Origin of the sequence: Vibrio echinoideorum (genome assembly GCF_024347455.1) — a bacterium.
Classification (GTDB): domain Bacteria; phylum Pseudomonadota; class Gammaproteobacteria; order Enterobacterales; family Vibrionaceae; genus Vibrio; species Vibrio echinoideorum.
This window is the reverse complement of sequence record NZ_AP025483.1, coordinates 680,920-702,316: the sequence shown is the minus strand read 5'-3', so window position 1 is coordinate 702,316 and position 21,397 is coordinate 680,920. Positions and strand designations below refer to the sequence as shown.

At 42.1% G+C, this 21,397-nt stretch carries 20 protein-coding genes and 1 pseudogene; 6 read left to right on the top strand and 15 right to left on the bottom strand.

The genetic code is table 11. From position 1 onward, the window contains the following. Positions 1-11: 11 nt before the first annotated feature. The 8 genes from OCV36_RS03340 to OCV36_RS03305 all read right to left on the bottom strand — a co-directional run bounded on the left by OCV36_RS03340 (position 12) and on the right by OCV36_RS03305 (position 6,166). Entirely contained in the window at positions 12-1,226 is a 1,215-nt protein-coding gene (locus tag OCV36_RS03340; protein ID WP_017088251.1) for an AAA family ATPase, read from the bottom strand. A 204-nt stretch (positions 1,227-1,430) separates the two neighbouring features. After that, positions 1,431-1,700, bottom strand: coding sequence for a hypothetical protein (locus OCV36_RS03335; protein ID WP_065682810.1), 270 nt, complete (start codon positions 1,698-1,700; stop codon positions 1,431-1,433). Continuing rightward, positions 1,690-3,147, bottom strand: coding sequence for a type II and III secretion system protein family protein (locus OCV36_RS03330; protein ID WP_135455942.1), 1,458 nt, complete (start codon positions 3,145-3,147; stop codon positions 1,690-1,692). Before OCV36_RS03330 ends, OCV36_RS03335 begins: the two co-directional genes overlap by 11 nt. An 8-nt stretch (positions 3,148-3,155) precedes the next feature. Next, positions 3,156-3,905: a Flp pilus assembly protein CpaB gene (gene cpaB / locus OCV36_RS03325; RefSeq protein ID WP_017076279.1), complete on the bottom strand. Its 750-nt coding sequence runs from the start codon at positions 3,903-3,905 to the stop codon at positions 3,156-3,158. Then, positions 3,898-5,247 carry a P-loop NTPase family protein gene (locus tag OCV36_RS03320; protein WP_135455940.1) on the bottom strand — a complete coding sequence of 450 codons (1,350 nt, stop codon included), beginning with the start codon at positions 5,245-5,247 and terminating at the stop codon, positions 3,898-3,900. Before OCV36_RS03320 ends, cpaB begins: the two co-directional genes overlap by 8 nt. Before the next feature lie 39 nt (positions 5,248-5,286). Next, complete coding sequence (locus OCV36_RS03315) at positions 5,287-5,817, bottom strand: A24 family peptidase (RefSeq protein WP_135455938.1); 531 nt, start codon at positions 5,815-5,817, stop codon at positions 5,287-5,289. A 4-nt stretch (positions 5,818-5,821) separates the two neighbouring features. Next, a complete protein-coding gene (locus OCV36_RS03310) occupies positions 5,822-5,974 on the bottom strand; it encodes a hypothetical protein (RefSeq protein WP_017088256.1) in 153 nt (50 codons plus the stop codon). Between the two features lie 12 nt (positions 5,975-5,986). Continuing rightward, positions 5,987-6,166 (bottom strand): Flp family type IVb pilin, encoded by a 180-nt coding sequence (locus tag OCV36_RS03305; RefSeq protein ID WP_017088257.1) that lies wholly within the window; start codon positions 6,164-6,166, stop codon positions 5,987-5,989. Positions 6,167-6,358: 192 nt separating this feature from the next. Here OCV36_RS03305 and OCV36_RS03300 point away from each other — a divergent pair, with 192 nt between their 5' ends. Both OCV36_RS03300 and OCV36_RS03295 read left to right on the top strand, forming a co-directional pair. Continuing rightward, positions 6,359-7,102 carry a helix-turn-helix domain-containing protein gene (locus OCV36_RS03300; protein ID WP_135455937.1) on the top strand — a complete coding sequence of 248 codons (744 nt, stop codon included), beginning with the start codon at positions 6,359-6,361 and terminating at the stop codon, positions 7,100-7,102. A gap of 83 nt (positions 7,103-7,185) precedes the next feature. Beyond that, entirely contained in the window at positions 7,186-8,874 is a 1,689-nt protein-coding gene (locus tag OCV36_RS03295) for an AMP-binding protein (protein ID WP_135455935.1), read from the top strand. A 143-nt stretch (positions 8,875-9,017) separates the two neighbouring features. Here the strand turns inward: OCV36_RS03295 and OCV36_RS03290 are convergent, their stop codons facing one another. From OCV36_RS03290 to OCV36_RS03275, 4 genes are all read right to left on the bottom strand, one after another. Next, positions 9,018-10,400, bottom strand: a complete 1,383-nt coding sequence (locus OCV36_RS03290) for a vWA domain-containing protein (protein ID WP_135455933.1) — start codon at positions 10,398-10,400, stop codon at positions 9,018-9,020. 11 nt (positions 10,401-10,411) lie between these two features. Continuing rightward, complete coding sequence (locus OCV36_RS03285) at positions 10,412-10,969, bottom strand: TadE/TadG family type IV pilus assembly protein (RefSeq protein ID WP_135455931.1); 558 nt, start codon at positions 10,967-10,969, stop codon at positions 10,412-10,414. A 10-nt stretch (positions 10,970-10,979) separates the two neighbouring features. After that, entirely contained in the window at positions 10,980-11,474 is a 495-nt protein-coding gene (locus OCV36_RS03280) for a TadE family protein (RefSeq protein ID WP_102511173.1), read from the bottom strand. 522 nt (positions 11,475-11,996) lie between these two features. Further along, positions 11,997-12,188 carry a hypothetical protein gene (locus tag OCV36_RS03275; RefSeq protein ID WP_135455929.1) on the bottom strand — a complete coding sequence of 64 codons (192 nt, stop codon included), beginning with the start codon at positions 12,186-12,188 and terminating at the stop codon, positions 11,997-11,999. Positions 12,189-12,287: 99 nt separating this feature from the next. Here OCV36_RS03275 and OCV36_RS03270 point away from each other — a divergent pair. Continuing rightward, positions 12,288-13,228 (top strand): annotated as a pseudogene (locus tag OCV36_RS03270) (LysR substrate-binding domain-containing protein). Positions 13,229-13,351: 123 nt separating this feature from the next. Here the strand turns inward: OCV36_RS03270 and OCV36_RS03265 are convergent. After that, a complete protein-coding gene (locus OCV36_RS03265; RefSeq protein WP_135455927.1) occupies positions 13,352-13,558 on the bottom strand; it encodes a DUF1127 domain-containing protein in 207 nt (68 codons plus the stop codon). Positions 13,559-13,661: 103 nt separating this feature from the next. On the opposite strand from OCV36_RS03265, the gene OCV36_RS03260 reads away from it, so the two are divergent. Next, on the top strand, positions 13,662-14,612 hold the full coding sequence (locus tag OCV36_RS03260; protein ID WP_135455925.1) for a LysR substrate-binding domain-containing protein: 951 nt from the start codon (positions 13,662-13,664) through the stop codon (positions 14,610-14,612). Between the two features lie 45 nt (positions 14,613-14,657). Further along, positions 14,658-14,870, top strand: coding sequence for a VF530 family protein (locus OCV36_RS03255; RefSeq protein ID WP_017076293.1), 213 nt, complete (start codon positions 14,658-14,660; stop codon positions 14,868-14,870). Between the two features lie 201 nt (positions 14,871-15,071). Here the strand turns inward: OCV36_RS03255 and fusA are convergent, their stop codons facing one another. Both fusA and radA read right to left on the bottom strand, forming a co-directional pair. After that, complete coding sequence (gene fusA, locus OCV36_RS03250) at positions 15,072-17,159, bottom strand: elongation factor G (RefSeq protein ID WP_017072746.1); 2,088 nt, start codon at positions 17,157-17,159, stop codon at positions 15,072-15,074. Positions 17,160-17,393: 234 nt separating this feature from the next. Next, entirely contained in the window at positions 17,394-18,776 is a 1,383-nt protein-coding gene (gene radA / locus OCV36_RS03245; RefSeq protein WP_017072747.1) for a DNA repair protein RadA, read from the bottom strand. 161 nt (positions 18,777-18,937) lie between these two features. Here radA and OCV36_RS03240 point away from each other — a divergent pair, with 161 nt between their 5' ends. Next, entirely contained in the window at positions 18,938-21,286 is a 2,349-nt protein-coding gene (locus OCV36_RS03240) for a PilZ domain-containing protein (RefSeq protein ID WP_135455923.1), read from the top strand. The last annotated feature ends 111 nt before the right edge of the window (positions 21,287-21,397 follow it).

The following is a 21,397-nucleotide window of genomic DNA, read 5'->3' as shown; positions in this document are numbered from 1 at the left end:
TAACAAACGTGTTATGAAAATATTTTTTTAAGCCAACCTTTCTCTTCTTGTTCTGGCGGAGAAAGGATATGAGACAAATCAATAATCGACCGTGTAATTGAGCTCTTTTTCTTCGATTCAACCAACGGCAAACCTAAATTAGCGCTCTCAAGAGCCACCTTAAAATCATTAGGCATTAAATGGATGTCATGCTTTCCAACGGTTTGTTCTATGTCTGTTAGCTTAATTGTTTGTCGCTTTTCATAACGATTCACAATGATCTCGATTGAGTCCTGCTGCAACCCGTACTCAAACTTGAGTGTTCGAATTAATCGATTGCTATTTTTAACCGAAACCAAGGTTTGTTGAGCAACAAGTAACACCTTAGTCGCAGGGGAGATAGCCGATGCGAAGATATGATCCAACCCTCGAGAAAAGTCGATAATAATGTAGCGATAGAAGCGACGTAATACGGGCAGTAACTTCCCGATTTTCTGAGCATGTTCATAATCATCTGCGTTATTTTCATGCTTGAAACTTAAAACATGTAATCCTGACGAGTGCTTATTCACCAAGCTACTCAAAGACATCTCATCTAAATCATTTGAGCTATCGATGGCATCCGAAATACTGTAGGTCGGCGTGATATTCAAATATTCAGGAATAACACCAAACTGGAGGTCAATATCGAGCAACAGCACCTCATTCGGGTGATAACTTGCTATTTCTACGGCTGTATTAAGCGCTAAGGTCGTCGCTCCCATACCACCTTTAGTGTTGATAAATAGGAACACTTCTCCGTAGCTCGAATTTTCGATTTTCTCCGCCGCTGTTTTTTTAAGTAAGGGGAGAAGACCAGAAATAGAAATATCGTGAGACAAAAAATCCGAAGCACCGAGTCTTAACGCTATTTTTAATGACCCATTGTCACTTTCATCACCAAACACAACCAAAGATAAATCATGCTCTTCTAACTGCAGATTGTAGCTTTGCAAATCCACCATTTTCTGAGCCCAACCACCGCTAGATTCAACAAAGATTAGATCTGGTGCATCGATATTCTTCACATACTCTTCAGTCATACCTAACAAAGAAAAAGATTCAATATGCACGTTTCGACAACGTTTCAATTGCTGTCTCATATGAGCATGAAAATTATCATTGTTATAAATCAGCCATACATTCAAGTTGGTTTTAAGGCGAATCGCATCGTCCTCATTAGGTAAAATATCAATTGCTTCGCCCATATTCCCACCTGTCTTCATTGTGGACATCTTGTCCTAATATCATCAAGCCTTAACGGTAAACACTAAGTTCATTACGATGATGGCTAACCTATTCACGACGCTTCCTATTCAATCTCGCACCACTGTTCAAAAAATCTAATTTGCCCTAATGAGATAGTCTAAACAGTACTTGTAACTCGATGCATCTGTACCTAATCATTTGCGCTAATTAAAACTATTTAAAACCTGGCTGCTACTTCCGGAAAGTTCTTCGTCACCTTTACCCACATACTTATCGTAACCAGCTTGCATGCGCTCTCCGGTACCATCAGGCAAAACCTGTAAGTTCTCCTGTGTCGCATTAGGGTTGTACGTTTGTTCCATCTTTAACGTGGCCACAGATTGCCCTAGTGGTGCATCATTGGCACAACCGACGAGTACAACTATGAGAAAGGCCATCATTGTTCTAATCATATCTATCTCCTTATAAATCATGACCAAATGAACCTTCACTGCCACCATCAGTTGGCGCGATTCCTTTGTCTGAACTTGTCTTGCTGCTGTCTTCAGAATCAGAAGGCTCCGCAATGTATGCGCTTCTACCTAACAAGTAATATTCCAGATCATTCGGATCCACAAAGACATCAGTTGGCAGTGTGACTTTACTTCGGTCCACCGGTTTAGCGAGCCTCGGTGTAACGAGAATGACAAGCTCGGTTTCACCCGATATGTATTCTTGGCTATTGAAAAGCTGACCTAAAATCGGTACATCACCAATACCCGGCATTTTGTTACTGACATCTCGTACGTTCTCACTCAACAACCCTGCAATACCGATAGTTTGGCCATCAGCAAGCTCAAGCGTAGAAGAAGCACTTCGACGTGTGATTGGTGGGATAAAATAAGTCGCATTCGTCGACCCAGGATCGATAGTCAATGAACTGCTGTTAGCTATCTCACTCACATCAACCGCTAGGTTAAGATTGATTTTTTTATCGCTGAGTACGGTAGGTATGAATTTCAAGCCGACACCGTATTCCTTGTACTCTATGGTAATTCCATCGTCGTCGGGAACAGGAATAGGAAATTCACCACCCGCTAAAAACTCAGCCTTAGAACCACTTAATGCGGTTAAGTTTGGCTCTGCTAATACCTTAGCCACACCGTTTTGCTTCGCGACATCAAGAGCAAAAGTAAACAAGGTATTACTATCGATGAAAGAACCTAGAATTCCGTAATCGGTAGAGGTTGGGATATCGAAAATTGGCGTTGCGCCCAATACACCAGCAGGGACTGATGAAGCGCCCCACGAAAAGTTAGAACCACTGGTTTGGAAGAAATGGAAGTTAGCATCGAACTTTCTCACTAAGCTTCGCTGAACCTCGGCTACCGTCACTTCAAGCATAACTTGTTGTGCGCCACCAATAGACATCAAGTTGATCACACCCGTTGCGGCTGCTTGCTCACTACCACTCTCTTTAGCATCATCCGCCGCTTGTCCTGCCGCATAAGTTTCGGCAATTCGCATCGCTACATTCATTTTTTGTTGATTACTGATTTGCCCACTTAACAGCAAACGGTTTTGCGCACTATGAACCTCAATCGTCTCATCAGGAAGAAACTCGTATAGCTTTGACTTTAAGCTATTAAGATCATGGGTAACTTCGATGTTAATCGACTCAATCAACTGACCTTGCGAATCCCAAGCCATCAAATTTGTCGCCCCTAATTTTTTACCAATTAAGAACAACTCATTAGACTTCAAAATCACAATGTCTAAGACTTCAGGATCTCCAAGAGAAACCTTCGCCGCTTTTCCCGACAGCACCACATGCGTAGATTTATGATGCGGCACCGTGACCGTTTTTCCCGTCTGTAGAGCAGCAACACTGGCCGCTGAAAAACAAATCAGGCTAAAAACACACGCTAATAATATTTTCATATCTCACCTCAATCCTTGACGCGCACACTAGATGTTTCTGTACCTTTGATAATGGTGACACTTGGTCTAGGCACATATCGACGAACCACTTTTTTCTCTACTTCATGTGGATTTCTCAAGGTCAGCTGAATACTACCTTTGCTTTTAGCCGTGAGGAGTTTCTCAGCCTCTTTTGGCGTCATCTCAAGTGTTACCGCACGAACGATAATCGGACTGTTTTCTTTCGTTTTAGCCGTTTGGTCGACGGCTAAAACCTTAATGTCTTTTAATACCGTTTGAGTCGCTGCAGAATTTTTTCCGTAAGAAACAGTATTGAGAATATCAACCTTATTCCCCGGTAATAAGAAACCAGCCACACCAATAACATCATCAACACGTATCGTTACCGCACGTTTATTTTCAGGAATAAGAGCAGCAAGTGTTGACCCTTCTCCTGGCACAGTAAAACGTAACTTATGAAGTACCTCTCCGGCATAAATGGTATTGGCGACTACTTTTCCGAGCAGTTCTGTTTTATCCGAATAGTTGTTTTCATTGATCCAATCGACTTCCATCAACTTAGTTGTTAAATATTGCTCTTCAATTATGGTTCCAGCTTCAATTTCTTGAGATGCCACTACAACCGGATGACGCTCAACTTGCTCGACTTCAATCGTCGGTTGAACTTGGTTGTCCATCCATTGTTTAGCGAAAAATACAGCGGCTAAACCGAATACTACGGACAATAAAAACAGTAGGAAAACTTGACTCTTATTCATTATTCTCTTCCTCGTGTCCATCAGAGGTAAAATAGACTTTCCATGCCATGGCTAGAATGTCGAATGTGATAACGGGTGGGAGTTGCTCAAACGAAAGAATGTCTTTGCTAATACCAACAAGGTCTTTCGGTAAACAAGGGAAAAGCGGTACTTTGTGCAGCGTATGCATTTGAGACAAACGCTCAAAGAACCCATCTTGCAGTTCTATCTCTTTATCAACAGTTACGCTCACCCACAGAGCTTCATAATCTTGCTGATTCAGAGGCTTGAATTCTATTTTGTAGCCCAAGCGACGTAGAAAGGCTGGGTCACTGATCTTTTCAGGATTCAAATTGGTAGAAAATGCGAGCGTTAAAACGAATGGCATGGTGATTTGTTGACCATTCGGTAATGACAGGTGATCAAAGAAGTATTCCATTGGTACGATCCAGCGGTTGAGCAAAGCATCCACTGGCATGGGTTGGCGCCCCAGATCATCAATAACAAAAATGCCGTTATTAGCCATCATTTGTAAAGGTGCTAACCAAACGCGATTATGCTCAGAGTGATTCACCTCAAGCATATCCATGGTGAGCTCTCCGCCCACTTGGATATTAGGACGTTCACAATTGAGCCATCGCTTATCGTATTGATCTCGGAGTGAAACAGTTTGCTCACTGCCATTACGATCTAAAGGAGTATGATGTTGCGCTGAGAAAACCTTAATGACATTCCCTAACGCGTAAACGGCATAAGGGATAAAAACTGAAGTATGAAGCGTGTTCACGATACGAGACGCGACAAAAGTTTTACCTGTCCCAGCGTGCCCATACAACAACAGCGCCCTTCCCGAATTTATTGCAGGCCCTAACACCGAGATCATTTTTTGTACGCCGTAAACATCACTCAATGCGGCTTCCACATCAGGGCGAGTAACAAGCTCTGCCCTTAAATCTTGTTGCTCTACAATTTCAGTGTATTGCTTGAGAGAAACAGGAACTGGACCTAAATAAGCATCTCGTTTGAACGCAAGATCGGCTTCTTCTAAGCCTTTCTCTGACAAGGAATAACGGACATGACTATGAGAAGACGATTCCAAAGACAAAGCAGAAGTAGGTTGAAATACTTCGATAAGAGATTTATTTCTGAGTGCGGCTAGTCCATTCTCTATGACATGTGTAACAACACATAAATAGTTAGACAAATCTAACACATCAGATTTAGGGTAAGCTGATAGGTGCTTTAGCAATAGGTTCTCAACAACAACCTCAGGAACACCAAGCATTTCGATGGAAGTCGGTACCACTGGAGCTGATATTTGAGGCTTTAAATTGCTCGGGGAAGGTATCCCTCTCATATCCATATGTCCTCTCCAACACATCGACTAGTGATTTAGTTTGATCTATGTAAAATAACTGTACATCGCTAAACCTATTACAACTGAAGGAGCAAATGGCATGGTTACTTTATTTGAGTAACGAGAATGCACAACAGGTTCACCTTTAATATCAGGAGATATCCCGCTAACTAGCATTAGTTTTTCTTCAAAGTATCGTCTAACTGTTATCTCACTATTATTGGCTCGATTATAAAGTAAATATAATGTTCCAATTATTCCGGCAGCGATGAGTATGTAATAAGACACATCAAGTAATGAGCCCCACCCAATATACAACCCAATAACACCTAATAATTTCACATCCCCTGCAGACATGGCCCTCAGAAAATACAAAATCAAACCTGAACAGAAAAGAACTACAGCACCTATCAATGAAGCAACTAATGCATCTAAAGAAAACCCACTATTTAACACAGATAAAAAGTACAAAAATAAAAATAAAATCAGTATCTTATTTGGTATACGATGTTTCTCAACATCGTATACCGAAACAACAATAAGCAATGCCCAAAACAATAAAGATTCACTTATCATTAATTTAGATACCCGCCACGATAGAAAGAAACTTACTGATTAGAGCCGTCGCTATTCCAGAAAATATTAACCAAGCGAGAATGACAAGTGAAGCAGCTCCAATAACATACTCGACCGTAGTCAACCCTTTCTGATACCCCACCCTTTTAAGGTTCATTACCGTTAGCTCTTATGAAGTACTAATTTGATCAACAATAGTACTTAGTTTCGTTGATAGCGCTGTACCAATCCCAGTAAATATTGTGGTTAGCCCAAGAACAAGCATGGCTGCGCCAATAACATATTCAATAACCGTAAGACCTTCTTCATCATTCATGAATTCTTTACAATTTTTCAAAAACTTACTCATGAGAATCTCTCCTTGATTTACATTACAGGTTTATTTACCTGTAAACTAAATCTAGAGCTGAACAATATATTAGGTTAGGATTTTCTTGCTATTTACTTGCACTTTTTTGTTGTACTTCTAATCTATTTAATAGATGCCATTTTGATATATATTTCTTACTGTTTATTTTGATATGATACAGGTTCAATAACTATGGAAATAATAACACCACTACTTTCTGATATAGACAGTGATTTCAACTCAGTTATTACCAATAAAATTCGTCATTACTTCCCTATTGAGAACTATAAACAGGATATATCTATAATCAGTAACTTAGATGTAAGGTTAGTATTCTATATATTGAATCGAACGGATGAGCTTCAACTACTTACAATGGCACTGTCTATTTGCGAAAATCTGAACAAGCGAATAGTCATTATTTGTTCAGGTCAGATACCTAATATCGTTCGAAATCATAAGAATATATTCTTTATAATAGAAACGAGCAGTAATCATCTGACCAGTAAGTTCGAAGAACTGCAGCGTAAAACCCAACATATCTTCGAGCCTCACTTTGATCTCGACCGAGATACGAATAACAATAATCAGCTACCTGCAAAGTTGTTTACCTCTGAAGTCGTTAACTTTGTTATGGACAACATAAACAAAGAGATCAGAGAAACTGAAATTGCAGAAAAATGTCACTGTTCTACTACCTATTTTTCTAAAAAGTTTCATCTACACTTTGGGGTAAGCTTCAGGGATTTTGTGTGCGATAAACGAATCCTTTTAGCCAAAAAGTTAATCGAAGCCGATACCGAATCAAAAATCGCTGTTATTTCTTACCTATGTGGATACAAGGATGTGTCGTATTTTTCAAGAATCTTTAAGAAAAGGACTGGAGTTACCCCCGCAAGTTACAGACGTGCCTGCACGGATAACAGAAAACGCTAATTTTACTCCCTAAAATAAAAAATCATGGTACATTTAACATGATCTTAACAAAAATAACTTAGCGAAAAACATGGAGTTAGACAATGATTCAGCCTAACGAGTTTAGCCAAGAAAAAGCAACAGCTCTCTCTACACCCAATGACATGATTTTAAAATGGGCAGAAGAACGCCCAGATGAAGTCTATTTAAAACAAATAATTAACCGCCAATTTGTTGAATTCACTTACAAAGAAGTGGCCGACAAAGCACTAAAACTGGCGTCAGCATTAGAAGGACTCGGAGCCCAACCCGGCGATAGAGTCGCTCTCGTTTCAAAAAACTGTGCAGAGTGGTTTATCTGCGATCTTGCCATGATGTTAGGAGATTTTGTCAGCGTCCCAATCTTTCCAACAGCTGGAGCAGACACCATTCAATACTGTATTGAACACAGTGAAAGTAAAATTGTGATTGCAGGCAAGCTTGACGATCCTAAGGCCACTCAAAAAGTACTCGATGATAACCCGAGTCTAGTCAGTATCTCACTGCCCTACGATACTGCCGCTAAGTGCCAACACACTTTTGAGCAGCTTATCGAGACACACGAACCCTCAACCAAACGACCTCAGCATCACGATGATAAGCTGATGTCGCTTGTGTATACATCTGGTACTTCTGGTTTACCGAAAGGCGCAATGCTCACGTATGGTGCCTTTACTTGGTCAGTTCATCGGTTGATCGACCATATTGGTATCCAACCAGGCGATCGCCTATTCTCTTATCTACCACTTGCCCATATTACAGAGCGCGTTTACATCTTTGGTTCATCAGTAATGGGTGGGGTAGTTACGGCTTTCCCTGAATCTTTAGACACGTTTATTGACGATGTGAAAATGCACCGTCCAACTTTGTTTATTTCAGTTCCTCGCTTATGGACTCTATTCCAACAACGAATTCAGGATAAGCTGCCACAGAAAAAACTGAACTTCTTACTTAAAATTCCATTTGTGAATAACATCATTAAGAAGAAACTGGCTGATGGTCTGGGTTTAGACCAAGCTCGTGTTCTTGGTTGTGGTTCAGCGCCTGTATCACCGGCTTTACTCGCATGGTATGAAAGCGTTGGTTTACACATTACCGAGGCTTGGGGGATGACAGAGTCTTTCGCCTACAGCACGATTAACCACCCGTTTAGATCAGACAAAATTGGTACGGTGGGTAATGCAGGTCCAGGCATCGAACTCAAAATTGCAGAAGACGAAGAAATTTTAGTTCGAAGCAAAGGCATGTTCTCTGGTTATTACAAAAATGACATTGCGACTCAAGAGTCTTTTGACTCAGAGGGTTGGCTACATACGGGTGATATTGGTGATATTGACAGCGAAGGCTACTTAACGATTCGTGGACGTAAGAAAGACACCTTTAAAACAGCTAAAGGTAAGTTTGTTGCTCCCGTTCCAATCGAGAACAAACTCTTTGAATACAGCCGCGTAGAAATGATGTGTTTGATAGGCTTAGGCTTGCCAGGCCCTATCCTGCTTGTTGTACCCCATGACTTCCCTAACTTTGATCGAGCTCGTTATGAGAAAACGACCAAGCGTGTTATCGAGAAGATGAACGAACAACTCGCCTCACACGAGAAGATCAAAGGCGTATTAATGATTAAGGAACCGTGGAGTATTGAGAATGGCGTGTTAACACCAACGCTTAAGATCAAACGACATATCCTTGAGCAAAAATATCACGAAGTCGGTCATAACTGGCCGAAAGATAAATTGGTGGTTTGGGAAGAGTAACCATTAAGCCTAACCACCCCGGTTAGCGCTAAAATAACAGACAGAACTAAGAGGGAGCTGAAAAGTTCCCTCTTTATATTTTGTTCTACTTCTTATCAACAGTCTGTGTGCTCAATATTCAAAAGATACAACCCAAAATAACGCTACAAGGTTAAACGTATAATCACGTCCAACATCTCATCGAAACAAGGGCCTAACGCCTCCTCATCGATGGCATGGCAATACACACCTTCTAGTTGAGCAGGATCATAATCCGCACTTAAATCAGGATCATCCAAAAGCGCACTAGAATTTGCCATTCGTAACAGTAAGTCTTCTCCAAACTCACTATCAGGCCCGGTTGCCGATGTTAATGATGAACCTAACCCCAAGGTAAAGACGTAAATATCTTCCCCTCTCGCGGCTTCAGCAATGTCTTCCACTAAATTACGTGCTACACGATTCACTCTGGTATATAGATCATTTGCTGAATGGCTATCAGGGTCATATTGCGCTACCGGGCGTACTGAATGAGTCGGATTCAATATATTAAACTCAGTGGCACTCGAATCATGAGCCGTATAATAGTCCGGCATCTCACTAATATAATCATCAATGTCACGCCCTTCATACCCACCCGATAAAGTGGTTGCGATAGAGTCATGCCTCCAAAGCCCTCTCGGCGTACCACTGTTACCATCACTTGAGCGAATGGAACCGGTATGGGATCCCCCACCTTCAAAATCGAATGTCGTAGCAAAAGTATTTGGAGCCCCATCAGTAAAGAACACGATCACTTTTAAGTTAGCAGGATCAGTAACCGTTCTTAGCTCATTTAAAGCTCGATAGATCCCCTCCGATGCATTGGTATATTGTGCATTAGACGTACTACCAAAATTAAAACTGTCTATCTCCGATTTAATGGTACTTCGACTATGGCCGCGAGTCGCATTGAACCCCACCGGAACCTCGGCTCCGAAAGCAAATTTAACCAATGAAACCCGATCAAATCCTTCGTGAAAGTTTTCAACGAATGACTTAGACCTGTCGATGACGTCTTGTGTCACGTCACCTATGCTGCCGAGCCTCAAAGAAGTGGTGTTATCAATCACTAACACTAAATCTACTGGGCGACGAATAGATTGCGCAGACACTCCAGGATTGAATGTATCTAACCCAATCAAGGGTAAAAAGAGCGTGGGTACTTGTGCCGTAGCTGAAATATCAATCGAAATATTACCGAATGAATCATAGGAGAAATTGACTGCGCCCAAGCTAGGTGTTGCTGAATAAAAGTCGGCCGGGATATTTGCGGCAAAATATTTTTGAGCGGCGGCACGCCCTGCATCTTCGCCATTGGCAACCGCTCTTGCAGCGGCAATACTGGCAGCATCAACTGCTGCAAATAATTTAGACTTAACAATATAAGCTCGTCCAGCATCAACAGAAAGCCCGACAACTAACAGAATAAAAGGCAGTGCGATGACTGACATCAAAGCCACTAACCCACGACTGTAACGATATTTGATTGGGGTTCCCTTATCCATTTTAACCTTCCTTACATATATGTTGTGTCGCTCAGAATATATTCCTCATCGAATACTCGACTAAAAATCGGCGAATAGTCATAGAATACTTCTACGCTGTACACAATCTCTCCATCATCAAGCGCAACGGCTAAATTGTTAATGAGTGGAGGGTCATCAGCATCCACATCAGAACACTCCCCATCATTTGCCCAATTACTGCAGCTCGACCAAATAGCACTATTTTTACTCAGCCCGTGTTGATTCCATCGGTATTGGCTTTTAATGTAGGGCGAAGCATCTTCTTGCCCAACGACCTCGGTGATGTAAATGACACCGTCTTGCGTCAAATCCAATGTTCCCGATGTCGTAGCGATGATGTCCATCACTTCTTGGGGGGTGTCAGTATTACTTCGAGAAATAATATTTCCACCTTCTCGACTTATACTAATAATGATGTGGTTGGCTTGAATGAGGTGCGTGATATCGACAGCCGCAACAATAAGCAACATAAACAATGGTGCTATTAACGTCATTTCGATTGCCGCAAACCCTTTCTCAGCGGCTTTTTTTATCTTAAAAGGAAACATCCTGTCCTCCCTAAAACGCTTCGTTTTTCATTGCTGCGCTAACGGTAAATTTAAACTTCCCGTCATCGAGCAAAACATACATATAGGGGTTTACAGATGGCCACTCGCAATCAAGATGAATAGAAATAATGTCCCCTGAACCACCAAACCCGGTAACAGCGTTGCCGTAAACATCTTCAACACGTATGTTTTGGACATCCATCACTTTGTCGAGCAAGCCACTCGAAGATTGCGAGATTTTTTCTAATATAGCGGCTTCGCGGTCACTCGATGCATCAGGATCCAGATCAGAACGACCAGTGATGGCATATCTTGCACCCTCTCTTGCCGAATGTTGCATGGTCAATTTAACAAACCCGTATATACCAAGATCAACAACCGTTAAAAAAAGCGCAAAAAACAGACTCACCACGATCGTAAACTCGATAATAGCGATGCCTTTTATTTTAGATTTAAAGCCGTTTCGATAACGACTACGCTCCGAACCTCTTGAAATAGATTTCATACAGCCCCCACCCTCTCGTCTTTCTATTCCCTCTATCTGCCCAATAGAAAACCCAAGGAGATATAGAAAGACTGAACATTAAAGATATAGAATTGATAAACGAGTTGTTCAAGTTTTATACACGCAGGGGATTTTAAGTAGTACCATAGAAGGGTAAATCAGACTGAAAGTTAATTAAGTCTTTTATTTTTCTAAAGTTAAATAAATTAAAAATCCAAAAATACAGTAGAGTTGGAACCTTTATTTATTTATCATTAAAATAACTGGTTGTTTTATATCCATTAGAAAAATAAATGAAATATGGAATACAATGCTTGTTTCTAAATAAATCAGAGTTAAAGTCTCAAAAATAAGACAGAATCATTTCAAAGTAAGCATTTAGTTTAATAGTAAATAGAATTATAAAAATACTCGACAATTAATGAGTAAAGTCATATTGAGCCAAACCAATACAGATGAAAATTATGACTGAGATAAAGCCAGCGAGACCCGACTTCACGCTATTGACTACATAAGTCAGAATTATAAGTATTTCGTATAATCAGAAGAATCGTTGTTCTCATATTCTAACCCTATGTCTTCTTTCACTCGTCGGCTCAGTTGTTCTGCACATAAAACCTGATTCTGTTTCGCCTTAACTTCACCTAATTTTATCTTCTTATTTTTAAACAACTTAGCACCATAAAGTCTCGTCCAACTGATTAATACTTCCATAATTACTCTCTTGTATTTGCCATCGTTCTGTCGTTATTATGAAAACAACCTGTTCGATAAGCGAACAACCATTCCTAACAAGAACTATAAGAAGAAGTTATGGACAATAGACTACGCCACCTTTCCGGACTTCGTTACTTCGAAGTCGCAGCTCGCTTGAGTAGCTACAGCAAGGCAGCAGAAGAGCTCTTTGTTAGCCAAGCTGCTGTCAGCCAAAAGAGCTCTTTGTTAGCCAAGCTGCTGTCAGCCAAAAGATCCGTCAGTTAGAGGAACAATTGGAGTGTAAGCTGTTCATCAGGAAAGGGCGTGAAATGGCGCTGACTCAAGAGGGGCGGACTCTCTTCCAGCATGTGTCAGATGGATTTAAAGAGCTTGTTGTCGGATTGAATAAGATTCAGTCTGAACCCCTGCAAGGCGTTATCGTTGTTCGAAGCCCTCCCTCTTTTGCATCGCGTTGGTTATTGCCAAGGCTGTGGAAATTCTCAGTCAGACACCCAGAGATCCCAATTAAGGTGCTAACAGCGTCTGATACCCCAAATTTAAAACATGGTGAGATTGATGTGGCTATTCTGCAAGGCGAAGAGCTATGTGTTGAGGAAGGCTTGACTCTTGAGATGCTAATCAACGAACCCATCTATCCTTTTTGCTCACCTGAACTCGCCAACTCTTTAAAGTTCACGTCACCAGAACAATTACTCAAATGTTGGTTGATTCAATTTAATAGCGGATGCTTCCCTTGGGAGGAGTGGTTCAAACAAGCCAACATATCTACTCAAGGTAGTACCATAGAGTGGATGGAAGTCGGTACCTTTGATATGGGGTTAACCACTGTGATGGCGGGTCATGGAGTTTGCCTCGCAACGGACAGCCTTGCCGGTGATTTCATTGAACGCGGGTTACTCGTTAAACCCTTTAATATTGGGATGACACCTGGCGTTCAAGTTAACTTATGTTTTGATCCTAGCTCGCCAAGAAAAGAGCGTATTGCGGCATTTACTGAATGGTTGCATGAAGAAGTTTCTGAAATATCAAAGATCTAGCTTTGGCTTTGGCTTTGGCTTTGGCTTTGGCTTTGGCTTTGGCAAGAGAATAAACATCATGTTCCTTACTAACCGTAACGTAACTCTTAAAAATCAGAAAGAGTTACGTTACGGTAAGCTTAATCACTCCCAAAATGGTTTTCTCACTTCTTCGTTGGCCTGACCTCGGGTAATACCAACATCTTCAAGTAAATAATCAGATAGTTCAGCTAGGTGCTTTCTCGTTCTACGCTTCTGAAGATAAAGTCTAAATTTAGAATAGAATTTCTTAACTGATAACGATGACAAAAATGAATGGTTGGTATTTTCGGTTGCTGTTATCGTATTCATAGCCTTTCTCCTGTTGATCTCTCGCTTTGTTATGGTCAATAATCGACCAACAACGCACTAACGACAAACGATAGATATTGGCATTCAGTTAAGGAAAACTAATGTGAGAGAGCGAACCCCACCTTTCCAAGGGATCTACTATTTTTATACTGCAGCTGAAACTGGCAGCTTTAAACTCGCGGCTGAGAAGCTGTTTGTCACGGCAGCTGCCGTCAGCCAACAAATTCGTCAACTTGAAGTGTGGTTAGGTGCAGACTTGTTTATTCGTCAGCACCGAAAAATAGTACTCACTCACGAAGGTGAAGTGCTTTACCTGCAAGCTAAGAAAGGCTTTGCCCACATTCAAGATGGCGTGAGGCGAATTAACCAAGATCCAAACCCTACTCAACTGTCTATTTCAACCGTGCCATCATTTGCCCAACACTGGTTGGTACCTCGAATTGGCGACTTTCGCGATCGCCACCCTGATCTATCCATGTTGATTGAACCAACCAATAAGCTAGTGACGTTTGAAGACTCTAATGTCGATGTCTGCGTTCGCTATGGTCATGGTAGTTATCCAAACATTGAATCGCGTTGGTTAATGGACGAGGTGGTTTACCCAGTTTGCCACCCTATTTACCAAGAAAAGCATGGTATTTACGATATCGGTGATCTGCACAAAGCTGAGTTAATTGAAGACCGCTGGCCGGATATGGATTGGAATCTATGGCTAGAAATTGTCGGAGCGAGAGCTGGCCGTACATCGTTGCAATTTGATGGCTCGCACTTTGTTCTAGAAGGCGCACTATCAGTTCAAGGAGTCGCACTCGTTAAGCACAGCTTGGTGTACCGCTATCTACAGGAAGGGAAATTAGTTCGAATAGGCAACATCGCACTCAAGCCTAAATACAATTACTTTTTATGCGCACCTGCTGGTTACTTTCATCGAGAGAAAATAAAACGCTTTGAAGCTTGGATGCAAGGTCAGGTTCAGTTATTTGGAAATAAAGGTCGGGAAGAGCTTTCTATTATCGATACCGATTACGAGCTTAAATGGTCCGATAATTCATAAAGCGAAACTGATATACTGAGCTCAAACAAATGGCGAGAACATCTCATGACACAAGAAAATAACCCACTTCACGGTATCACTCTGCAGAAACTACTGACTGAATTGGTTGAGCATTACGGCTGGGAAGAGTTGAGTTACATGGTAAACATCAACTGTTTCAAAAAAGACCCTAGCATCAAATCCAGCTTAAAATTTTTGCGTAAAACGGACTGGGCACGTATTAAAGTAGAGCAGATCTACATTGATTTGAAACGTTAGTCCCTCTCTGTTTAAGCTGTATCTGAATTTGTCCCGTATCCATTCAGTACGGGGCCACATCAATCTCGCATCTCGCATCTCGCATCTCGCATCTCGCATCTCGCATCTCGCATCTCGCATCTCGCAGTATATGACAAGCAACAAAAAGCCCCGCAAGCTTTCACTTGCGGTGCTTTTTTAGTTAACTTAGAAAAGAGCTAATTACTTACCAGCTGCTTTTTCTGCTTTAACTTTAGCGATTACTTCTTCTGCCACGTTCGTTGGACATGGAGAGTACTGTGCGAATTCCATAGAGAATTGGCCACGGCCTGAAGTAATTGTACGTAGGTGACCGATGTAACCAAACATTTCTGAAAGTGGTACGTCAGCTTTAATACGAACGCCAGTTACGCCAGCTTGTTGATCTTTGATCATGCCACGACGACGGTTAAGGTCACCGATAACATCACCAACGTGATCTTCTGGAGTAAATACGTCAACGTTCATGATTGGCTCAAGAAGTTGCGCGCCAGCTTTAGGCATAGATTGACGGAATGCACCTTTCGCTGCGATTTCAAATGCGATTGCAGATGAATCGACTGCGTGGAAACCACCATCGTAAAGTTCAACTTCAACGTCTAGCGTAGGGAAGCCAGCTAGTACGCCGTTTTCCATCATGCCAGCAAAGCCTTTCTCAACAGCAGGCCAGAATTCTTTAGGTACGTTACCGCCAACAACTTTTGAAGAGAACGTAAAGCCAGAACCAGGTTCGCCAGGCTTGATACGGTAATCGATCTTACCGAATTGACCAGAACCACCAGACTGTTTCTTATGCGTGTAGCTATCTTCAATTGCTTGAGTGATAGTTTCACGGTAAGCAACTTGAGGAGCACCAACTGTTAGGTCAACGCCGTAAGTACGCTTAAGGATATCTACCTTGATGTCTAGGTGAAGCTCACCCATACCTTTCAGGATAGTTTCGCCAGTTTCTTCGTCAGTTTCAACTTGGAAAGATGGATCTTCTGCAACCATTTTACCGATCGCGATACCCATTTTCTCAGAACCGCCTTTATCTTTTGGAGATACAGCGATAGAGATTACTGGAGTTGGGAAAACCATTGGCTCAAGCGTTACTTGATCTTTAGGATCACATAAAGTGTGACCTGTTTGCACGTTCTTCATACCAACGATCGCAATGATGTCACCAGCTTGTGCGCTAGTTAGTTCGTTACGGTCATCAGCTTGCATCTCAACCATACGGCCAACACGCTCAGTTTTACCTGTGAATGAGTTAAGGATCGTGTCGCCTTTGTTCAATTTACCAGAGTAAATACGAACGAAAGTTAGAGCACCGAAACGGTCATCCATGATTTTGAATGCAAGCGCTTTAAATGTTTCTTCAGTAGAAACAACAGCGTGGTTACCAGTTTCTTCACCGTTCTCATCCATTAGAGGTTGAGGATCAACTTCAGTTGGAGAAGGTAGGTAATCTACAACAGCGTCAAGAATGATTTGAACACCCTTGTTCTTGAATGCAGAACCACAGTAAGTTGGGAAGAACGCTAGGTCACGAGTACCTTTACGGATACAACGCTTGACGTCTTCGATAGAAGGCTCTTCACCTTCCATGTAAGCTTCAAGTAGGTCATCGTCTTGCTCTACAGCAGTTTCGATTAGCTCTTCACGGTATTGCTCAACGTCATCAACCATGTCCGCAGGAACATCTTTGATTTCGAAGTTTTCAGGAAGACCAGTGTCATCCCAAACGTATGCTTTACGGCTTAGAAGGTCTACAACACCCACGAATTCATCTTCGCGGCCGATTGGTAGAACCATAACTAGAGGAGTTGCGCCTAGAACGTTTTTAACTTGGTCAACAACGTTGTAGAAATCTGCACCCATACGGTCTAGTTTGTTAACGAAGATCAGACGAGATACTTCTGATTCGTTAGCGTAGCGCCAGTTAGTTTCTGATTGTGGTTCAACACCACCAGAACCACAGAATACACCGATACCGCCATCAAGTACTTTAAGAGAACGGTATACTTCAACTGTGAAGTCAACGTGTCCAGGAGTATCGATAACGTTTAGACGGTGACCGTTCCAGAAACAGCTTACAGCTGCTGATTGGATAGTAATTCCGCGCTCAGCTTCCTGTTCCATGAAGTCAGTAGTTGATTCGCCATCATGTACTTCACCAGTCTTGTGGATCTGACCAGTTAGCTTAAGGATACGCTCAGTGGTAGTTGTTTTACCCGCATCAACGTGCGCGAAAATACCAATGTTTCTGTATTTCGATAAATCTGCCATTGTCTTACTCTGTTAATAGGATATAAAATGCGCGCAGAGTATATCACAATCTGTGAGGACTGATAGCTTTGCATGCATTTGGGACTAAAAAACTTTGCCTTTTCGTAACAAAAACGAAAAGGCAATCTGTAGAAACAATCTAAATGATTGTTAGGTTTAGTGCTAACTTAAAGCGTAATTAACGTTCAAGTTAGACTGATTTTCTGCTGTATAGAGTAGCTGAAGTGAGCTCAATTACAACTCATCAAAAGCATTAATTGCCTCTGATAATTTTTTGACCCCATGGATCTGCATTCCAGGAATGCCGCCCTTAGGCATGTTCGCAGCAGGCACTATCGCTCTCTTGAAACCATGCTTAAACGCCTCATTAAGACGCTCTTGCCCACTCGGTACTGGACGAATCTCACCCGCGAGGCCTACTTCCCCAAATACCACCACATCTTTTGGCAATGCACGGTCTCTGAAACTCGAAAGTAAAGCGATCACTAATGCAAGATCGGCACTGGTTTCGGTTACTTTAACACCACCAACAACATTCACAAACACATCTTGGTCAGCCATTTGTAAGCCGCCATGTTTATGCAGCACTGCTAATAACAATGACAATCGATTTTGCTCAAGACCAACCGCGACACGACGTGGGTTTGCCAACTGGGAATAATCCACTAACGCTTGGATTTCAACAAGAAGCGGACGTGTCCCTTCCCAAACCACCATCACTGAACTGCCTGATGTTTCTTCTTCGCCGCGAGACAAGAAAATAGCAGATGGATTGCTGACTTCTTTAAGGCCTTGGCCTGTCATTGCAAACACGCCTAATTCATTGACCGCACCAAAACGGTTCTTGTGACTACGCAGCGTTCTAAAACGGCTATCCGTTCCGCCATCTAACAGCACGGAACAGTCAATTATGTGTTCAAGTACTTTTGGTCCTGCCAACGTACCATCTTTGGTTACATGTCCAACTAAGAACACAGCAACGTTATTCTGTTTCGCGTAGCGCGTTAATGCTGTTGCTGATTCACGAACTTGTGCAACACTGCCTGGCGATGATTGAACATCGGCGACATGCATAACTTGGATTGAGTCGATGACCATTATTTTAGGTTGTTCCCTTTCGGCAACCTGACAGATCTTATCGACATTGGTTTCAGAGAGCATTTTAAGATGCTCTTTCGGTAATCCTAATCGAGAAGCACGCATCGCGACCTGTTGAAGAGATTCTTCCCCAGTGACATAAAGTGTCGGTAGTTGAGAAGAAAGCTGACACATGGTTTGCAATAACAGCGTTGATTTACCGGCACCAGGGTTACCACCAATCAGGATAGCGGCACCAGGAACAACACCACCGCCTAAAACACGGTCGAGCTCTTTAAAGCCACTGCTGAAACGTGGGACCTCTTGCAAGTTGATTTCAGAGAGAGTTTGAACCGAAGATTCCGTTGCGCCACCCGCGTAGCCACCACTTAATCGTTCATTACGCGCAACTTGAGGTGAAGCAGCTAACCTAACTTCTGTAATCGTGTTCCAAGCACCACATGCATTGCACTGTCCTTGCCAACGTGGAAAGTCAGCGCCACAGTCATTACACACATAAGCTCGTTTTGCCTTAGCCATAAAACCTCAATAATTTGCTTGGTAACTGGTAAATGTTGCGATTCTGTGACCCCGTTGACCGTACGCATGAAAATAAACGTTGCAGTAGGGTCACGAATATCTAAAGATCAAATACAACTTGTCGATAACAATAACGCACCGGCCATTCTAACAAGAAAAGTATGCAGCAATCTGAAATTCTATCTGTAGCAGAACGACTAATCCCGGCTTACCACGCCGAAGATTTCGAATTCCTTCTTTCTCAAATGACAGAAGACGAATCGCCGTCTCTAAAGCTGCTCGTTAAAATGGAACTGAATCGTATCATGGCTCCGTGTACAAAGAGCATTGATTTACGTGGACGTATTGATAATGAATGTCGCCAGTTCACGCTAGATGGTCGTAAACACTGGCTTGATGACATAGCTTTGAACGCATATCAACGTGGCACTAAAAAATTTAAAGGCTATACAGAAGGGGTGTGGGAGTTGGTCATGACGCCACGAACTCAGCCACTTCGTAGTGTCGTTAATACCTCATCTCAAAATAACCACGACATAACTAGCGCGAATAGCCCATACGAAGCAGAGGCTATTAACTTAGGCTACGATTTAAAGCGTAAAGAAAACAGACTTAAGATCAGTTCACAGGTTGAGGTTACAACATCTAAAGGTCAAAGCTTGCATGGTGTTACGGTTGATATCTCTCCTTCGGGTGCAAAATTCAAAGTACCGAGTGCTTTTCGATACAATCTTGGTGAGATCATCAGTGTCAAATTCACAGAGCTTGTTGAGAAGTCACTAGAAATCGATGTTAACCAAGCTGTTGAATTCCGAGTTCTGGGCATTGATGAATCTTATGAGAACAACGCAGTCAAGTTTCTAAGAACCATCAAGATAAGCGATAACAATATTGTGGGTCGCTTACTCGGTGAGTCTTTAAATAGCTCAAGTAAGAAAACTAGCCATGAGAATCAAGATAGGGTTATTCGAACCCGCACTCGAGGCATCGAACACACCTATTTAAAACACACCTGTAACCTTCCTCTGTTCTTCAATGGCAGCGAACTAAAGCTTGCCCTACTCACGGATAACAACCATCCGTTGTGGCAATATTGGCATGATGAACGCAACCAGCAAGCTCTGGGCACCCTGTTCAACGAACAAAGAATGAATTTACTGGCTAAACCTGGGGTGAAAGGAACCAGTAACGTTATTTACTCTTTTACTCACGAGCATCAGAACAAGACTTTGTTCTACTCGATGATGCTACCTGAGGCCTCTCGCGAACAGAGACAATTGTTCTGGCATATCGGTGGTAAACGTAAAAGCTGGAAAGCGTTCAAGTTCTCTGTTTTCGAACTATCCGATACCGAAAGACAAGCACTAGCGAAACATTCGGATACGTTGGCTCAAAGCTCAGAGCAGTTGACTCATTGCGGCATCTTGCAAGAGATCGGTGATCACGAAAGTGCGGCTGATTATCTATTAAGTGAAAAACCTCGCATTCCAAGCAGTGAACTGAACCGATTCCGTCATCCACGAACAGTGGTTGGGAATATTCAGAGTATTTATTTTGATTCTCTTACTCGTCGTAAAGAACCGAGATACCAATTTAAATCTCCGTTACAGCTTACCTCGCAAGATGGTGCGGCAGCGAACGGACATACCTTAGACATCTCGAAACGCGGGCTAAGCATTACCCTTGAGCAGCCAATGGTCCTCAAGATCAATGACCCAGTATTGGTGAATTTTAATGAGCTGCAACTCTATGATAAGAACTTGCCATTAAGCACTGTGCCTTATCTCGTGATTCGAGTAAGCCCTAACGGTCGAAACGTACAATTGGTTATCGCAGAGAACGCTAAGACAATGCGCACCATTGCCTTTCTAAACGGGCTTATCGATCAGAACCAAAGCAAGCTGATTAAAAAGAAAGAAATACTGCCAACGCATTCACTGCTCGAATCACTACACAATATTTTACTTAGCAAGATGGTCAGTAATCCGATATTCATCGATAAGCCAAGTTCAACACTGCGTTGTAAGATTATTGGCGTGAACTTCCCATTGAATAAGCACTTAGCGTTACTCGCGAAACTTGGGCACAACCAAAAGTTCTCACTTGAGCCCATTTTCAAAGGACACTCTAACTCTCTATTGGCTGAACCACTGAAAAGAATTGAAGGTGCAGTACCCAAACACCACGATGTATATATTGCTGCAGTTAAGTTTGGTGACAAGATCCAATCCGTGCACACTAAATTGGTCAAAGATTTCGCTTCTGCAAAAGAGCGAATCTTATTCATCAAGAAAGCCCAGCACTTAGGGGACGTGTACGTACTGCGAGTCACAACCGCTCCCATCTTTAACCCGCTAACGAGTTTATTCCAACTGGATTTAGAAGAGCTTTCAAAAATTAGCATGCACCAAGCGAAGAAGTTAGAGAATGAGGTCACCGCTTTTGTCGGTTATGGTGAGATAGAAGATATTACCGATGAAGTATTGATTCGGTTAGAGCTAACACGCTAGCTAACGCCGTAGATACACCAGAATTAAAAATAAAAAAAGCAGGCTGATTGCCTGCTTTTTTGTGTCTGAACTGTCATTGAAATGAGCAATAAAGCTTAAAAATTCAATATA

What these genes read in the sequence shown, in the direction of transcription:
- OCV36_RS03340 (WP_017088251.1), bottom strand. Translation starts at nt 1,226, where the DNA reads ATGGGCGAAGCAATTGATATTTTACCTAATGAGGACGATGCGATTCGC.
- OCV36_RS03335 (WP_065682810.1), bottom strand. Translation starts at nt 1,700, where the DNA reads ATGATTTATAAGGAGATAGATATGATTAGAACAATGATGGCCTTTCTC.
- OCV36_RS03330 (WP_135455942.1), bottom strand. Translation starts at nt 3,147, where the DNA reads ATGAAAATATTATTAGCGTGTGTTTTTAGCCTGATTTGTTTTTCAGCG.
- cpaB (WP_017076279.1), bottom strand. Translation starts at nt 3,905, where the DNA reads ATGAATAAGAGTCAAGTTTTCCTACTGTTTTTATTGTCCGTAGTATTC.
- OCV36_RS03320 (WP_135455940.1), bottom strand. Translation starts at nt 5,247, where the DNA reads ATGGATATGAGAGGGATACCTTCCCCGAGCAATTTAAAGCCTCAAATA.
- OCV36_RS03315 (WP_135455938.1), bottom strand. Translation starts at nt 5,817, where the DNA reads ATGATAAGTGAATCTTTATTGTTTTGGGCATTGCTTATTGTTGTTTCG.
- OCV36_RS03310 (WP_017088256.1), bottom strand. Translation starts at nt 5,974, where the DNA reads ATGAACCTTAAAAGGGTGGGGTATCAGAAAGGGTTGACTACGGTCGAG.
- OCV36_RS03305 (WP_017088257.1), bottom strand. Translation starts at nt 6,166, where the DNA reads ATGAGTAAGTTTTTGAAAAATTGTAAAGAATTCATGAATGATGAAGAA.
- OCV36_RS03300 (WP_135455937.1), top strand. Translation starts at nt 6,359, where the DNA reads ATGGAAATAATAACACCACTACTTTCTGATATAGACAGTGATTTCAAC.
- OCV36_RS03295 (WP_135455935.1), top strand. Translation starts at nt 7,186, where the DNA reads ATGATTCAGCCTAACGAGTTTAGCCAAGAAAAAGCAACAGCTCTCTCT.
- OCV36_RS03290 (WP_135455933.1), bottom strand. Translation starts at nt 10,400, where the DNA reads ATGGATAAGGGAACCCCAATCAAATATCGTTACAGTCGTGGGTTAGTG.
- OCV36_RS03285 (WP_135455931.1), bottom strand. Translation starts at nt 10,969, where the DNA reads ATGTTTCCTTTTAAGATAAAAAAAGCCGCTGAGAAAGGGTTTGCGGCA.
- OCV36_RS03280 (WP_102511173.1), bottom strand. Translation starts at nt 11,474, where the DNA reads ATGAAATCTATTTCAAGAGGTTCGGAGCGTAGTCGTTATCGAAACGGC.
- OCV36_RS03275 (WP_135455929.1), bottom strand. Translation starts at nt 12,188, where the DNA reads ATGGAAGTATTAATCAGTTGGACGAGACTTTATGGTGCTAAGTTGTTT.
- OCV36_RS03265 (WP_135455927.1), bottom strand. Translation starts at nt 13,558, where the DNA reads ATGAATACGATAACAGCAACCGAAAATACCAACCATTCATTTTTGTCA.
- OCV36_RS03255 (WP_017076293.1), top strand. Translation starts at nt 14,658, where the DNA reads ATGACACAAGAAAATAACCCACTTCACGGTATCACTCTGCAGAAACTA.
- fusA (WP_017072746.1), bottom strand. Translation starts at nt 17,159, where the DNA reads ATGGCAGATTTATCGAAATACAGAAACATTGGTATTTTCGCGCACGTT.
- radA (WP_017072747.1), bottom strand. Translation starts at nt 18,776, where the DNA reads ATGGCTAAGGCAAAACGAGCTTATGTGTGTAATGACTGTGGCGCTGAC.
- OCV36_RS03240 (WP_135455923.1), top strand. Translation starts at nt 18,938, where the DNA reads ATGCAGCAATCTGAAATTCTATCTGTAGCAGAACGACTAATCCCGGCT.